This is a genomic window from Antrihabitans stalactiti, assembly GCF_012932915.1.
Taxonomy (GTDB): domain Bacteria; phylum Actinomycetota; class Actinomycetes; order Mycobacteriales; family Mycobacteriaceae; genus Antrihabitans; species Antrihabitans stalactiti.
In genome coordinates, this window is record NZ_VCQU01000002.1 from 573,529 (window position 1) to 589,268 (window position 15,740).

Below are 15,740 nucleotides of genomic sequence, written 5' to 3' on the forward strand. Positions count from 1 at the left end.
CAAACGTGTCGGACACGCTGGGTCAGGGCTCATTTCAACGGCAGATGAAGCGCCGGCCACGCCGAAAGCGACTTTGCCCCATCGACACCAAGCTCGTTGTAAAGGTCTCATGCATCGATGCCTTATTACGCGCGTTGAGATTCATCGGGCCCGAAGAACACCATGGCGGGCCAAATCGATTCCCTTTGGAAAATACTGCCGAGAAGCCGCACGTATGCGGGATGGTGTCGACTGTTCGCTCAGGACGGTTGCCCGGTTGTCGCGAAGTACTGGGTCCCGTCGGCGGCTGCCAGGACGAGCCCGCCAGCGGTCGGGGTTACCTTGCCCTTGGTGAGGGGGGGCCACGGGGTCGTTCCGTCCTGCAACGTGATCGCGTTCAGTGCCCCATCGTGGGTCACCAATAGTTGCTGCCCGTCGTAGATGATGGTCGAATCACCATCCGGCGCAGGAAGTCCCGAGCGCACTGATTTTCCGTCCGCGGCGCTGTACAGGTGAATCGCGGTCCCGTCGTTCACAACTGCGAGGCCATCGACGATGTGGGTCACCGCCTTGCCGCCCGGTTCCGACCAGACTTTCGTTCCATCTGCGGCATTGAATACATCAGCGCCGATCGCGTACCGGCTATCGGAACCGATGACTGTTGCCACATAGTTGGATGACACCGGGTCGCCACGTTTGAGCACTGCAGGGGTCGGTGTCGATTCATTGGATCCTGTTGTTGCGCTTGGGTTTTTAGGATTCGCAGGAACGCTCGCGGCGGTACTTGGCGCAGTGGTGGGTGCGGATGTGTCGTTGCGGGCGGTTGTTGTCGGCTGCGTGATCGGCACCGTCGGGGTTGCGCCGAACGCGTGGCTAAATAGGATCATGCCGTCGCGATTGACGATCTGAATATCCGCGTGGTCGTTCCCACAGGGCTGCAGCAATGCGACGGATCCGACACCGAGAACCTTCCTCCCCGCTGTATCGATCTGTTTGCCGGTGGAAGGGTTGATAAGAATTCCGCCGAAACTAACGAAAGAGCCCGCGCTGTAGAGAAACTCGTCTTTCTTGTTACACCCGGGACCTGGAGAATCGTACTTCCGCGCCGGAACAGACGCGCCTGGTGTTATGTCTGCGATCCAGACTGTGTTGCTGTCGCGCCCGCCGGCGAATGCCGCGTCGGCGGTGACCAGGACGTCCGTGAGACCTTGAAGCTTGACGGGTTCGCCGAATTTTTCGGAAGCGAGATCGACGAACCTGACCTCGTCGCCCTTGACGCAGACTGCCCGGTTATCGATGGCAGTTGGGTCGCAGTGGGATACGTCGAGCGGAAATGGTTTGCCGAGCGTGCCGGTCGCCGGGACGTATGTGCGTGCTTCTGTGCGCGAAGGATCCCGGATCAGCAAAGTGTCTGCGCTTGAAGTGAACTCAGCTGAGGTGGGGTCGCCGATCTCCAACGGAACCGGTTTATCTGGCACGGTGGGAAAGCTGCCAGCAATCGTAATCACAGGGTTGTCCGGCGGCTCCTGAACACCCTGACGAGTGGAGTTGCCATTCGCCGAGTCGGTGGAATCATTGCTGCCAAAAAAGACGAAGGCGCCGACGCCGATGGCGAGGACGGCAACAACGGCCACGGCGCCACCGATGAGGACGCCGTTGCCGCGACGGCGCGGGGGTGGCGGAACGTCGTAGGGGTCGGGTGCGTAGCCGCCGGGAGATGCGGCGAAACGGTCGGCGGGTTCGCCGGAACCTACCGGTCCAGTGGTCCAGCTACCGGCGAACGGGCTGTCGCCAATGGGCGCGGAGGCCCAATCCGACGGCCCCGCATCGTAGTTCGGCCCGGAGGGCTGCCCCGGATCGCCGGAGGTCGGATTCGTCATCGGCCACACCTTATTCGTCTCGGAATGCTCTTTGTATCGGTCGAATGGTCGACATTCGGTCGGTGATTCAAGTGCTACCGGCCGGCTCGCCAGGCAAGCGGAGTTGGGCTACTGCTGCTGGCGAATCCAATCGCGAAGCCCGTCGTAAGCGTTGGGGTGTGCGGCGATTCGGCTGCGCAGGTCCGTACGCGCCTGTGCGATCCGGTAGAGATCGCCGGGCGAGGTTCGGGGGTTGGCAACCGCTGACGCGTCGGCATCGTTGCGAGAGGGCTCGTTTCGGCGTTCGCTACGGCCGTGCGAACCGAACGATGACACGTCTCCGAGCGGGTTGGTCGCGCTAGCGGCGGCCGTGGATGCAAGGCTCGGTGAGGTGAACGGCCCGAACTGCTCCTGGTCCGCCTGTTTGTGGCGTTCCTTGTCGCGCGGCAAGTTGTAAAGATCGTTGATCGGTTTAGCGGCTAGCAACAGCACGGCGACAACGATCGGCAGCGCGACCATCACACAGTCGAGGACACTCGGCGGCGGATTGTTCTCTGGTCGGGCTTCGACGACCAATCGGCCGATCGAGAGGAAGCCCAGGCCGATGCACGCTGAAACCGCGAGCTCACGCGATGGCAATGCTTCTGAGCCGGGACCTTCTTCGGCGAAACCGCTGTCGATGCGCAGCGCCGATGCGCCAAACGATGCCGCGAGTCCGCAGGTCACCAGCATGAACGAGACCGCAACGCACTCGCCTACGCTTCGGGCGTTGAACCCCAGTACTACTGTAAGCACGCCGATCACGGCGTAGCCGTAGTTCCAAACCGCCACGAGCGTAAGTGCGTGCCTGCAGCCGTCCAGCCACTCGAAGCCGGAATGGCGTGTGCTGCCGGTGTTCTGGCGACGGGTGAATGCGAGTGCGGCGCCGGCCGCAATCCAGAGCGATAACGCGTAGTAGCCGCCGTCCCCGTGGAATAGTTCGAGCCACGAAGCCGACACGGTTGGAGCAGATAACAGACTGAGTTCGGCCATCGCTTTGCTCAGTTGATCGGGATCCGAAGCTGGAATGAATTGCCCACCAGTGGCATTGGCGATGCAACTAAGTTCGCCTGCGCCCGTTGGGGAGATTTCGAACCCGACGGTGTTGACCTGGATTCCGGTCTTGTCGGCCGTGAGCTCACGCGCCACGTCGCAGGGCGGCTCGTTCGCACATGTCGACTCTCCGTCGCTGACCAGGACGATGACGCCCTCTTTGCCCTTGTCACGCAGAGTCTGTGCTGCCTTCTTCAGTGCCGATCCGGTGGGCGTGTCTCCATCGGCCACGACGGTATCGACGGCAGCGTGCGCGGCTTTGGCGTCGAGGTTGCCGAACTCGATTGCAACGCGGCCGGTTGCGCACTCCGATTGCTGGTCTTTGATGTCGGGGTAGACGATCATGCCGAATTGGCGGCCGACGTCCAGATTGTCGATCAGGGCATTCACGGCGCCGCGCGCTGCAGTAATTCGCGTCTTTCCCGTGCCTACGATTTCGTTCATCGAACCCGACGTATCGAGCACAACCATGACGGGCACGTTGTGCTCTGGCTGCGGCGGGATCGCGGTGCCGAACACCGACCGCGGCGGCGACTGGCCCGCGCGTGTATTTCCGTCGCCGGAGCCGAGATGTCCAGCAAACGACAGGCACAGCCCGACAATGAGCGCAGTTGCTCCAAACACACAGACGGCGACTCGCCACCCTGCGAAGTCGTTGCTTAGCCCCAGCGTCGCCGTCGTCGCGAAAACGACCGCGACTATTGCGGCAGCTCCGACCAGCGCGATGTAGCCGAGGCGGCTCGTCGAAGCCGCGCCGTTCGTCGAATCGGCGGCACCGAGCAACGTCGCGACCAGCGCGAACGCCGACAAGACAAGTGCAACGCGAACAAACCCGCGCCCGAAGGTGGACCAATCGATTCGCAGTGCCGCCCGTTCTGCGGACCGCGGCTGTGCCGCCAGAACTGCGGCGGCGACAGCGCACCAGACCCCGGCGCCCACGCCGGGATAGTCCCCGAGTCCGGTCGGGGCACTGAGGTGGACGAACTTTCGGACGATGTCGTAGCCGACGAATCCAGCGGCGACGATGAGGAGCGGGATATTGAGAAGGGCACGAATGGTTCGAATACTCGCGTAGTTCACGGACGACCCGAGCCTGCCGAGATACGACACAAGCAGCGACAGGAGCGATACCCCGATCGCACCGATGATGGCCAAGCTGACTAGAGGGAGGTCGAACCGAAACGCCAAATACTCGCGATTCCACGGTACAAGGAGGGAGAGGACGAGAAGTACGGCTGCGATTGCCTCGACCACGATGTCGCCGGGAGTGACGTCGGCGAACTTCGTCTGGCGTGGCGGAAGCTCGCCAGGTGGTGCCGTCTGTTGTCCTGGTGCGGGCGGTGCCGCCGCAAACGGATTGGGGGGCATCGCACCGCCGCCGAACGGTGAATCACGATAGGTCACTACGGAATTCTCGCCGCCGCAGGGCGCAAAAGCCACAGAAACACCACCGTTGTCGGTCGTTCGAAGGACACGGCGCGCCGACCTTAGTTGCTGCGACTGTCATTCGAACAGCCGACGCGAGAAGGGCCTCGTCTCGGTAGATTTGCCATCGACGGCAAGTCGGATACCACGACCGTGGCCAGCAGCCGAGCGATTGTAGCGACGCACGGTCTTAGAAACGGTGGTTATGAACGGCGAGTGGCAGGGCATGCAACCCGGTACCCCGCCGCCGCGGCCGGGACCGCCGCCGACGGGCGCTGTACCGAACTTCACGGGCGGCGCGGACCCGGTTTCGCCCATTCAGTATGCGGAACCCGTATTTCCCGCACCGGTATTCCCAGGTCAGGCGCCGCTCCCGCAGGAAGTGATCCCGCTTGGACCGCCGCTGCCGGAGCGCGGTGGAAGCAGGAAGCCGCTGCTCATTGTCGCGGCCGTGATCGTGGCGCTGCTTGCGATCGGCGGTGTCACTTTTGCCGTCAGCTCAGGCGATGACGATACGAACGCGGCAAGTTCGGGCAAACGCAGCGCGCAGTCGCTCGCCGCAGGCGGCAGCCCAATCGTGCCTTGTGCGAGCCCGCCGGGCATGTCGGTCACTGGGTTCCGAAGGGACGGCCATCAGTTCATCGCGTCCATCTCAGTCAGTGCAGGGTGCGCCGACGGTGACATCCTCTCCTCCAGTGCAACTCGCGTCGCGATCTCCGATTCCGGAAGCAACGTCGCGGCGGCGACGTTCGACTTCGCCGCCAAGCCGATCGTGTTGCCGCGCAGCGGGGATGCGCCGGTCGCGCTCGAATTGTGCTTTAACCCCCCCGACTATTGGCGGTTGCCCGATTCGGTGAGCACGTCCGGCGCGCAGGTCGTCGTCGAGAAATTGGGGCAAGTGGGCGGACCCAGCCAGGCGGATCCCGCCGACGTCGTCGACAGCGTCGGCCGGGTGTGCGCATCGGGTGCCGCGCTACCGCAGACCGGTGATGCGGAATCCGCCAGTAGTGAAGGGCTGCAGGCGATGCGGACCACTGACGTCGCGCGGATTCGAGCGCTCGGCGCAGACAAATGGGTCCCGCAGGTCAGTACCAAACAGCCGGGACTGTTCTACGACAACATCGTCTGGAACTTTGAGCAGATTCTGGGGGAGCAGTACTACTTCCGTGAGCGCTATCGCGAAACCGCGCTGCTGTGGACGGGTGACTTCCGTTCGTACAACGATCCGAACTGGTGGGGTTCGGTCGTTTTGATCCCTTTCAGTAATTCGCAGGGGGCACTCGCATGGTGCGCGCAGCAGGGTATGGACAAAGACCACTGCTTCGCCAAACGGGTCAACGCGACGGGCACACAGGGTTCGAACGAGTACCAGCCTTAGCCGAAGTTTCCTACCGCCGCAGGCGATGTGCGTCGATCGTTCGACCGACATCGGTAGCGCGCGAACTGAGTAAGACTCGACTCTTGCGGCAGAGGTCGGAGCACGCACAGCGGTTCAGACGAGACAATTGGAGGGCGCAGGGTGTCCGGACCACCGAACCCATTCGACTTCAGTGACTTCGGGTCACCGGCGTCGAATCCCGACAGCGCGTCGTCCGCAGGCTTCGGTGGCGGAAATTTCGGGGGTTCCCCCATGGATCAGCGGCCTCCGTTCGACACATTCGGAGACTCGAATGTGGGGGATACATTCGGTTCGGCTGCGCCGATCGGTGACAGTTTCGGCCAGGCCACTGGGCTGGAACCCGCGCACGGGCAGGGCTTGTTCGCGCCCGAAGATATTGCCGGGCCGCCTGTTCTATGGGCGGGGATCGCGGGGGCGGCAGCACTGATCGGACTGGCGTTGGCGCTCCTCGGCTCGTCCGCATTCGGGATAGCGGTGGCCGGCTGGGTGATCGCGGGTCCCGTCGCCATCGGCCTGCTTGCCGTCTACACCGCTTTCGATACCAAGCAACAGACCAAGCCGTTCTACTCACAACCGGCATGGACAGCCTATTGCTATTGGGTAACGCTGGCCGTCGCGCTGGCCGGTGTGATCGTCGGTGCGCTGCGGATCGCCTACTGGGCGGGTACCCGATGAGCCGGCTGAGGCGTGTCTGCGCGGCCGTAGCGCTGTATGCCGTTGTGACACTGGGCATTCTCGGCGTAGGTGGCATGGGGCCGATTGCGACGGCAGTGCCCCCTCCCGCCGCCGCCAGTGCAATCACGAATTACGGAGCATGCATCGCGGGCCAGGGCACCGGCGACTTACTACTGATGATCGACGAGTCAGCCAGCCTGCGTCAGTCCGATCCCGGTGGCGCCCGTGTGACCGCTGCCAAGTACCTGATCGACCGGCTCGCCAGCTACGCCGACCGCAACCACCTCGCTGTAGATGTCGCGATCGCCGGGTTCTCGACGGACTTCACAGTCGACCGCGGTTGGACACCGGTTACACCGCAAAATGCTGACGACCTGAAGGCGGTCGTTGACAGGTTCGCCAACCGGGTGGACGGAAACGATACTGATTACCTGACTGCGCTGGAGGCGGCACGGGCGTATCTGGCGCAGCGCCCGCACGGCACCGGAAACGCACCACGATGCCAGGCGATCGGCTGGTTCACCGACGGCGCCTTCGATTTCCAAAACCGGTCCGGCCTGAGTGTTCCGTACGCGCCTGGTGTTGATATGAGTACTGAGGCCGGCGTCGCCGAAGCAGTTTCGCTCGGCGCCAACCAGATCTGCCGCCCAGGTGGCGTTGCCGACCAAATTCGCTCGTCGGGCATCGTGATCTTCGGAGTCGGATTAGTAGGCGGCGGCGCCCAAACGCCGAACTTCACCGATATGCGCCGCATCGTCGAAGGTTCGGCTGCTGGGGCCGGAGACTGTGGCGCGGTTAAGTCGCCGAAGCCGGGTGACTTCCACGAAGCGTCCGACATCGATCAACTCTTGTTCGCCTTCGACCAGCTCAGCACACCCGGACAGCAACCTACTGTGCACGACACCGGTGTTTGCGCCGGGACAGTGTGCGACACCGCACGGCACAACTTCACCCTCGACGATTCGATCGATTTCGTCGACCTTCTCGCCAAGAGTGATCCGAGCCTGGTCCCGTACCTGGTGTCACCCGCCAACGAACAGCTACGAATACCAATTCAAAACGAACCGCACGTCGACCAGCTCACAATCGCCGGCGCAGGCGTCACCTATAAGTGGGAGACGGCAGACACCGTCCGGATCAGCCTGTCGAAACCGAATGCTCCATGGTCGGGGCAGTGGGCACTGACGTTCGTCGACGAGGGTGGCGCCGGCACAGGCGTGTCGCAGAGCAGCATCAGTCTCGAAGCTGGGGTAAGGCCTGCCAGGCTCGATCAAGCAGCCCTCGCCGCCGGCCAGACTCCCGCGCCCGGACCGTCGCAGAGTCAGGAGCTGAAGTTCGGGCTCGTCGACCGGGGCGGGCAAACAAAGGATTCGTCGAGCCTTCTCGGTGAGGTCTCGTTGACTATCGATCTTGTGCCCCCCGGCGGGGTACCCGATCCGGCGAAGTTCGCGCCCGTCGTGCTATCGAAGGCAGAGATCGGTCAGCCGTTACGGCTCGATCTGTCCAGGGTGACCGCGGGGCACTACGACATGGCGCTCGGTCTGAAGTTGTCGACCGCACCTACCGTCGACTCGGCAGGCGCCGCGGTCCCCGGCACCGAGTTGGTAACGGTCCCGATCAGGCTGCCGATCGACATAGGGCCCGCTGTCGGGTATCCGACAATCGCGACGGCGCTCGATTTCGGTCAATCCAGTCGTGCGGGAACTGTCACCGCCAAACTGCCGGTGACGGGCCCTGGCTGCGTTTGGATCGAGAAGGCCACACCTGATCTGTCCGGCAATCCAGCTGGCGTGGGCGCCGTGACCGTCGGGGCGCAACGCGACGGTTCGTCTCGTGAGAAGTGCTTGAACTTGGACGACGGTAAGAACGGCACCATCGACGTCGAATTGACGACGGAGAACGAAGCCAAAGGCGCCCTCACCGGAACGTTCGTCGTCTCGTCGGTGTCCAACGATGCGCCCGACAAGGTTGTCAACCAGAACGTCAATCTAACGCTCGAGCTGACGAAGTCGCTCGATACACAGACGTTTTGGCTCACCCTCCTGCTTGCGCTGCTGCTCGGGCCCGGCCTGCCGTTGCTGCTTCTCTACGCAGCGAAATGGTTAACCGCACGAATCCCCGCACAACCCCTACTGGCAGTGGAGATTCCGGTGATGATCGATGCTGGAACTGTTCTGCGTGACGGCGAGCCGTTCGCGCTGCGCGAGCGCGATCTCGTCGATCCCGTACCAGGTCTGCACAAGCCAACCCGGCGTTTGCGGGTGGGGAGCATAGAACTGGCCACCCACATCGGCAGGTCACCTTTCGGCAGCGGCTACGTAGCGGCTCAGAAGACGATGCTGCTCAGTGCATCGTCGGAGACTCCAGCGTCGATTGGATCGCCGCCACGTGCCCGGTTGCCGCTCGCAATCCACAACAAGTGGATCGTGGTCAGCGATCCAAGCTGGGCGCCCGATCGTGCAGCGGTCATTTTGATGACCAGCGGCATGACGGATCAGACCCAGCGCGACGCGATCGCCGGGGACCTAGCCCGGCGCCTGCCGGCGCTGCTCGCCGAACTTCGGTCCGGCACACCAGGCTCGATTCCCGCTGGGCCTGCCGGTGCTGGCCCAGGCATTGGTGATCCGTTCGGGCCGGGTGGCGGTGATCCGTTCGGGCCGGGTGGTAGTGATCCGTTCGGGCCGGGTGGTAGTGATCTGTTCGGGCCGGGTGGTGGTGATTCCCACGCTCCGGCATCGACGGGCGGCTCCGTCCCGCCGTCGGCACCGCCTGCACCGTTCGGTGGCCCACCGCCACCGCCGCAGTACAGCGGCGCGCGCAGCGACGGTCCGCCGCCTCCGCCTCCGCCGCCTCAGTACGGCGGCAGCCCCGACCAACAAGGCAATCAATGGTGACGAGAACAAGTGTGATGCGACGAAACAACTTGGGAGGTAACCGATGAGGCGGTTCTTGATCGTCGGCTGCGGCGGATCGGGCGGGGCGACGCTGTCCTACATGATGGATCAGCTCCGGTCGGATTTGGCTGCGCACGGTGTGAACAAGATCCCCGCGGGATGGAAGTTCGTGCACCTGGATGTGCCGAGCGGGGCCGAGCGCGGGCCCGACGGATTGCCGAACGTCGAAGATCAGGACGGCGCCTACTTCGGAAGTGGTCCCCAGGGCGCCAACTATTCGATGCTCGACGGCGCGCTAAGTCAGCGTCTCGGTGCCCAACAGAGCCTCGACACGATCGCGACCTGGGCGCCGCGACGCCCTGACGCGGTCGCGATCCCGATCTCGGTTGGAGCCGGTCAATACAGAGCTGTCGGTCGCATGATTACGCTCAATAAGGTTTCTGAAATCCTTGCGCGGCTGCAGAATTCGTGGAGTCAGCTCAATCACGACACGACAAAGTCGGAGATGGCGCGACTATCGGTTCCCGGCCTCGGCGGGTACAACCCGAATGACACCCCAATCGTGCTCGTCGTCTCGTCCATGGCCGGTGGTGCCGGAGCGTCGATGGCGTTGGACATCTGCCGGCTTCTGACGCTCGTCGAAGGCCTCGATCCGAAGTTGATGGGTGTGTTCATGGTGACGCCCGACATCTTCGATTCGCTGCCTAAGGCCGCGAGATCCGGTGTGCGCGCCAACGCACTTGCGATGCTCGGCGAGATCGTCGCAAGCCAGACGGGCTCGGCGCGCGAGCACGACCAGCGCACGCTGTCCGCGCTTGGTTTGCACAACGGTGCTGGCGCACTCATTCCATTCGCTCGAGTGTTCCCCGTCGGTCGGAAGGTGGGAGCCGAAGGCGCGATCTTCGGCGACGGCTCGCAAAACGCGGTGTATCGGGGGCTCGCACGCGGGCTCGCGGGGCTGATGATGAGCGGCAAGGCGACCGATCAGTTCGTCTCGTACGACCTCGGCAACACAGGGTCGCCGGACGGCGACCGTGATTTTCTCGGCTGGGGAAGTGGTGTTTGGGACTCCTTGCCTTGGGGCTCTTACGGTTTCGCGAGTCTCAGTATGGGCCGCGATCGTTACGCCGAGTATTCAGCGCAGCGGCTTGCCCGCAGCAGCGTCGACAAGCTCCTCAAAGGCCATTTGCAGCCGGGCAACCTGGCGTCCTCGGTGGAACAAGCCACCGCGCTGCTGGATTCGCAGTGGGACGGGGTGCTCGTCGCCGTCGGTCTACCAGCTCTTTCCGGGCAGGGTCGGGCGGCGGCGTCGGTGGGACCATGGTTGGGCGGCGGAGCAATCCCGCGCCAGAGCACCGACGCCATGATCAGCGCCATCATCGAACAGCAACTGCGCCCTTATCTTCCCAACGGTGCGGGGATGAACGCAGCGCAATGGGTGCCGATGGTACGCCAGCGAGTCGGTGAGCGACGAGCGGCGATGAACCAGGCCGTGCAGTCGACCGCGTACTCCTGGGCGTTTTCCTGGCACCAGGAGCTCGCTAACAGAATCGTCGGCGTCGTTTCCAATGCGATTGCAGCACTAGGCCTTCCGTACGCGACTGCGCTAGCCGAACGGCTGCGCAGATACCTGTCAGACGGATTGCTGCCCGCGGCCCGTGATCTTGTCGGACACGCGAACAGCGACATCACCGCGATGCCTGCCGACGTCGAACCGACATTCGCGGCGTTGAAGAAGACGGTACCTAGCGGGCCGCAACTCAACGATCGCATTCTCGCGTCGTATGCCAACAGCGTGAGGACACATCTGTTTGCTCGTGCGGCCGGCCACGTCAGCTCGGCATGCGGCGCGATCGCCACCGAGGTGTTGATGCCCTTGATCGCCGCCATGAGCGAGGCGCAGCGGATTCTCGAGCACGCTACCCGTGAGCAGGTCGCCGATCTGGGTCTTGCCCGGCTGACGACCGTTCAATACGGCGCATGGCCGGCCGACGGGGAGGAGCGCGTGCACGCCCGCTTCGCTGAGGCCAACAACGAAGTGCTGCTGACTAGTTCGACCGATTTCCAGCTGCAGTACGAGCGCGTCGATCTACCCCGCGCGGTCAGCGAGGGCGGTGGGCAACCTCCGCTGTCGGATGCGATACCGCTCGCGGCACGGCAGGTCATCTCCGGGTTGTGGGCGACCACGGGTGGCAATCGGCCACCCGGTGGGCTGGTCGAGAAGACCGCAGAGTGGCGTTCGCGGTCGTTCACCAACGATCCGTTCACCGGCGAGCTGCTCCAGCCGTCCCTTGCTCAGTTCGACGTTCATGTGCGCCCGCATGAACTACTTGATCGTGCACGGCAATTCGTCGCTCGACCGGGCGAGTCCTTCGACAAGTTCGTCCGCGTGTCACTGCGAAACTTCGTCCAAGGCGAAGGGGCTGCGGAATCCGAACTGGCGCAACGACGTCATGACATCGTGGTGAAGTTTGCCGAGACGTTGTCGCTGGCCCGACCGCTGGCCACCGTGAGCGACGAGGCGCTGAATGTGTTGCACTACGGCGCACAGCTCGAGTACCGGTACAAATTCTCCGACGTGCCGTTCGGCGGAATATCCGTCGGAGAGGAGTTGGCGAAGATCCTTGAGACGAACCCGCGCATCGATCAGGCGACTAAGGAGAACTTCGGCCGGTCGCTGAGCGATCAAGCCGACTTGACGAAGGTCGACGTTTTCGGTTCCTACCCGAACTATTCACCGTTGGCGTTCTCGTCTGTGCTGAAGCCGGTGGCCGAGCAATGGGCGCAGACTGCTGATCAAGCACGCGAATCGTTCTGGCGCTATCGGCGTACTCGACCGCTCGATGCGGCATTGCCGATGGCAGAGGGTGAGCGCCGAGCAATGGCAGCTGGGTGGTTCGTAGGGCAGCTCGTTGGGCGTGTGCAGATACCCGGGCCGCCATTCGGGACACCTGTCCAGATCTGGGATGACGAAAAGGCGCGCTGGCTTGGCTTCCCGCATCCGCTGCTGACGTCACCTCGTAGCTTCCTTGCGACTTACGACTGGCTGCCAGCGGTGCTCGAAGGCGTTCTAGTGGCAATCGCGCAGTCGCATCAGTCACCGGCGATGAGTTCGCTTCGGCCGTACCAGGTTTTGCGTGGTTTGTACGACGCGAGCACGCAGGATCCGGCAAGCGGACTGCTCGAAGTCACAGCAACCGCAGTTATCACTCCGTGGCTCGCGACGGGCGCCACCGCTGGCGGCAAGCCGTCTCGTGTGTCTGGCGCGGACACTGCGGATTCGATCGAGGAGCGCGCGAAACTCGCGATGGAATGGCTGCGCACCGTAGGAAATCTCGCCAGCGACCACTTCGTTGTGCAAGGCGTCCAGGGTGCGCGTGGCGGCGGCCAATTCTCGGTGATCAGCAACCGCAATCTGGCGTCGAACACGCCGGTCTTCCGTGACCTCGCGCCGGACGTGCTATGGGCGACAAATGAATTGATCTCGATCGTGGAGATCGCGAAGGTGGCTGCCGAACGTTCATTGCTGGCTGGAGCAACGGCGGCAGACGGCCCAGGTGATGGGTCAGACCTCATCCATGTGGTGATCCCGCAAGGGGGGACTTTCTGAGATGGTCGCACCACTGTCACAGCCCTCGCTGAACGTGCTCGTGGCCCGGCGCGGCACCGCCGACGGGATCTTGGACGTCTTGACCGACTTGTCCGCGGTTGGTCTGGTCAGTCCGTTTCTGTGGGTTGCCGAACACGAGGTGACACGGACGACAGTCCACGCGACGGTCGTCGACGGCGGCCGGAAGCATCGGACGACGATCCAATCGACGCTGGCGGCTCGAAACTTCGCCTATGTTCGCCTCGTTGTGCTCGTGCCGGTGTCCGGCAGCGCCGAATCACCGAGCATCGGTACACATCAGGAGCTCAGCGAACTGCTCAACTCGTCGGCAGGTGGAGCCCGCGTCACGCGCGTGCGGATACTGATTGTGCGGCCTGACGGGCCTACGGTGGACTCGGCGACAATCGAAGGCTGGCACAACCTGCTGATTGCGCCCGAAGATGCGCGCGGCCCAGGTAGCGGACACGAACTATTGACACCTACCGACGACCCGGTGGTGATCGGACGGCACGCGGCACCGGCCATTGCCAGTACCGTCGGGATGTGGGCGCATATCGACCATGCACCGCTCGACAATTCGGCGCCGCCGCCGGGCCAGACGATCCGCGTCGTGCGGTCGTTCTACCGCAGCATCGACGCCTCGGCGGCCGAATCGCAGTTGCGCAGAAAGGTTTTCGAATCCGGTACGGCGCTACCGTTACCGCGCCAGCAGGGTGAGTCGGTCTACTATATCGACGATGCGGCGATATCGGCGCGTGCGATGGCACGTGCCTGGTGGAACAAGAGTCGGCACTTGTTACGGGGTCCGCGCGTCTCGCCACCACCGGTGCCGGTCAAGACCATCGGCGCGCTGGAAGCCATCAAGATGTTCTTTTCTTACCTGCTTGCGGCACTGAAGAATTCGCCGGGGGAGTGGTATGCGGGAGTAGTCCGACGGGTGTCGACGGGGGTCGCCGGTGCGGTGCAGAGCACCGTATTCGGCGCGCGTTCGGAGTATGCCGTCGTTGTTAACGGTGTAACGGCGCAAGGTGCTCCGGCTGGACTCGATGATATAGCGGCCGCGTCGGATCGGCTCGGCGCGATGCTCGGTGGTGGCATGGACGACCACGACGTTCGTTCCGACCTCTCCTCGGTGTGGGACGACTACGCTAACGGTGCTTTGACACTCGCTGACGGCGGCGAGCGTTCCCCTGGCATGCCGCCGATCCAGATCGGCGCCAATAGGGCTGTCATGCGGTCGGTCACCGACTGCGTTGTCGCAGAGTCGGAGCGGTTCGAGGTCGCAGGCCCGCTTGCCGCCGTGATCGGGATTTCCTCGGTCTCACCTAACGACGTCTACGCGATCAACACACTCGCTGCCACCCTCAGCCGCGCCGAGGGCGATCCTGTCGTGGGATTCGAGGCGAAGAACACCGGCATGGCCCTCAAGGAGTGGGCTACCGTTACCGGTCGCAGCTACGGAGCCCAGGTCGGCCGCGCAATTCTCGAGTCGCTCGCGGTGACAACACGTGAGGTTCGAGAGCTGATCGGGCGAATGGAGGGCCGCACCGGCGCGCCGGACATAAGCACGCAGGCTCGCGCCAGGCAGCGAATGCTGGCGATGTGCATCAAGTTGTTCGGCGGACTGTTGTTTGTTGCGCTTGTCGGCCTGGGGCTACTGTTCGGCTTCGCAGTGCTTCCGCTGCAGTGGGCGCTCGGTTTCGCATTTATGTCGATCCTCGCGTGGGCGGTAGCGTCTGTTGTCACGTTCATGAAGGAACGCGGCGAGCTGTTCGCCGAAATGGCTCGACGGCAATCGGATTCGGCAAAAGCGGAAGCCGATCGGCTCAATCTCAAGACTGCGCTCCGGGACGTCAACCGCCTCTCGACAGCCTATTCGCAGTATCTCGCATGGAGTAGGGCACTGGGTGCGCTGCTGCGTGCGCCGTTCGGGCCGGAGGCCGCCGCTGTGCCGGTTCTGCCACATATCGGTGTCGGACTGCCGTTGAGTACCAAGATCGGTGTAGCCAAGCCGGGCGGTGACGTAGTCGCCAACGTGGCCCAGCAGGTCCGGCGTGATCTGTTCCGCATCGGGTGGCTCACGCCCGTGTGGGAGCGTGCCATCGCAGACGCCGGTAACGGACTCGGTGCCCTCGGCCAGGACATTAGGGAGAACTCACGGTTACTGTTCGGCAGCGAAGGGGTGGGGTCAGGTTCACCTTTGGATGTGTGGTCGAGTGAGGTCGCGGCGGGGCGCGTGGTTGCGTCTGGCTCGGACGAATTGTGGCGGCAGGTATTGTCGACACTGTCGGACCCGCGTTCGCCGATCGGGGCGGCATTGCGCGACCATGTCGAGAGCGTATCGCCCGCTGGGCCCGAAATCGTAGGACTCCCCGACTTCCTCGCAGGCCTCGAAGCGGGTGCGGGCGACCTCGGCGTCCAATATTTCGACGACGAATTATTTACCGACGCAGCGGCTTCCGCGGGTGACCCCCGAATCGCGCTGAACTGGCCTCCGTCAGACGGCGGCCCCGATGATCCACGCGCCCGGCCGCGCGTCGGGCTCGGTGCTGTGACTGCCCTGACGCAGTTCAGCGACGCGATACCTGAGTACCTCTTCAGGTTCGTAGGTACGCGAAGCCAACCCGCCCCCGATCTTGTGCTGATACCGGGCGGGGATGCGGCACTAGAACTTGAATCCGACGTCGTGAGCTCTGTCGACGAGCATGAGCGCGGACGGCATGCGGCAGCGCCGCAGCCCGGGCCGCGGCACGTCGAAGTGCCTGGATCGGGGACCTATGTCTTCTGAAATTGGTTCCGAATCAGTA

Annotated in this window: 7 protein-coding genes; 5 read left to right on the forward strand and 2 right to left on the reverse strand. The window is 63.6% G+C overall.

From position 1 onward, the window contains the following. Positions 1–239: 239 nt before the first annotated feature. Together FGL95_RS08480 and FGL95_RS32900 are read right to left on the reverse strand one after the other, a co-directional pair. Positions 240–1,868, reverse strand: coding sequence for a PQQ-binding-like beta-propeller repeat protein (locus FGL95_RS08480; protein ID WP_169585757.1), 1,629 nt, complete (start codon positions 1,866–1,868; stop codon positions 240–242). A 99-nt stretch (positions 1,869–1,967) separates the two neighbouring features. Continuing rightward, on the reverse strand, positions 1,968–4,334 hold the full coding sequence (locus FGL95_RS32900) for a DUF7937 domain-containing protein (RefSeq protein ID WP_169585758.1): 2,367 nt from the start codon (positions 4,332–4,334) through the stop codon (positions 1,968–1,970). Between the two features lie 226 nt (positions 4,335–4,560). On the opposite strand from FGL95_RS32900, the gene FGL95_RS08490 reads away from it, so the two are divergent. The 5 genes from FGL95_RS08490 to FGL95_RS08510 all read left to right on the forward strand — a co-directional run bounded on the left by FGL95_RS08490 (position 4,561) and on the right by FGL95_RS08510 (position 15,721). Continuing rightward, positions 4,561–5,733, forward strand: coding sequence for a flagellar basal body-associated FliL family protein (locus FGL95_RS08490; protein ID WP_169585759.1), 1,173 nt, complete (start codon positions 4,561–4,563; stop codon positions 5,731–5,733). Between the two features lie 252 nt (positions 5,734–5,985). Then, entirely contained in the window at positions 5,986–6,429 is a 444-nt protein-coding gene (locus FGL95_RS08495) for a hypothetical protein (protein WP_169585760.1), read from the forward strand. Further along, positions 6,426–9,323, forward strand: coding sequence for a vWA domain-containing protein (locus FGL95_RS08500; protein ID WP_169585761.1), 2,898 nt, complete (start codon positions 6,426–6,428; stop codon positions 9,321–9,323). The genes FGL95_RS08495 and FGL95_RS08500 overlap by 4 nt, the downstream gene beginning before the upstream one ends. A gap of 43 nt (positions 9,324–9,366) precedes the next feature. Beyond that, positions 9,367–12,933, forward strand: coding sequence for a tubulin-like doman-containing protein (locus FGL95_RS08505; protein WP_169585762.1), 3,567 nt, complete (start codon positions 9,367–9,369; stop codon positions 12,931–12,933). A gap of 1 nt (position 12,934) precedes the next feature. Continuing rightward, positions 12,935–15,721 carry a magnesium transporter gene (locus FGL95_RS08510; RefSeq protein ID WP_169585763.1) on the forward strand — a complete coding sequence of 929 codons (2,787 nt, stop codon included), beginning with the start codon at positions 12,935–12,937 and terminating at the stop codon, positions 15,719–15,721. Positions 15,722–15,740: the final 19 nt, after the last annotated feature.

Coding starts and splice junctions, on each gene's coding strand:
- FGL95_RS08490 (WP_169585759.1), top strand. CDS start 4,561: ATGAACGGCGAGTGGCAGGGCATGCAACCCGGTACCCCGCCGCCGCGG.
- FGL95_RS08495 (WP_169585760.1), top strand. CDS start 5,986: ATGGATCAGCGGCCTCCGTTCGACACATTCGGAGACTCGAATGTGGGG.
- FGL95_RS08500 (WP_169585761.1), top strand. CDS start 6,426: ATGAGCCGGCTGAGGCGTGTCTGCGCGGCCGTAGCGCTGTATGCCGTT.
- FGL95_RS08505 (WP_169585762.1), top strand. CDS start 9,367: ATGAGGCGGTTCTTGATCGTCGGCTGCGGCGGATCGGGCGGGGCGACG.
- FGL95_RS08510 (WP_169585763.1), top strand. CDS start 12,935: ATGGTCGCACCACTGTCACAGCCCTCGCTGAACGTGCTCGTGGCCCGG.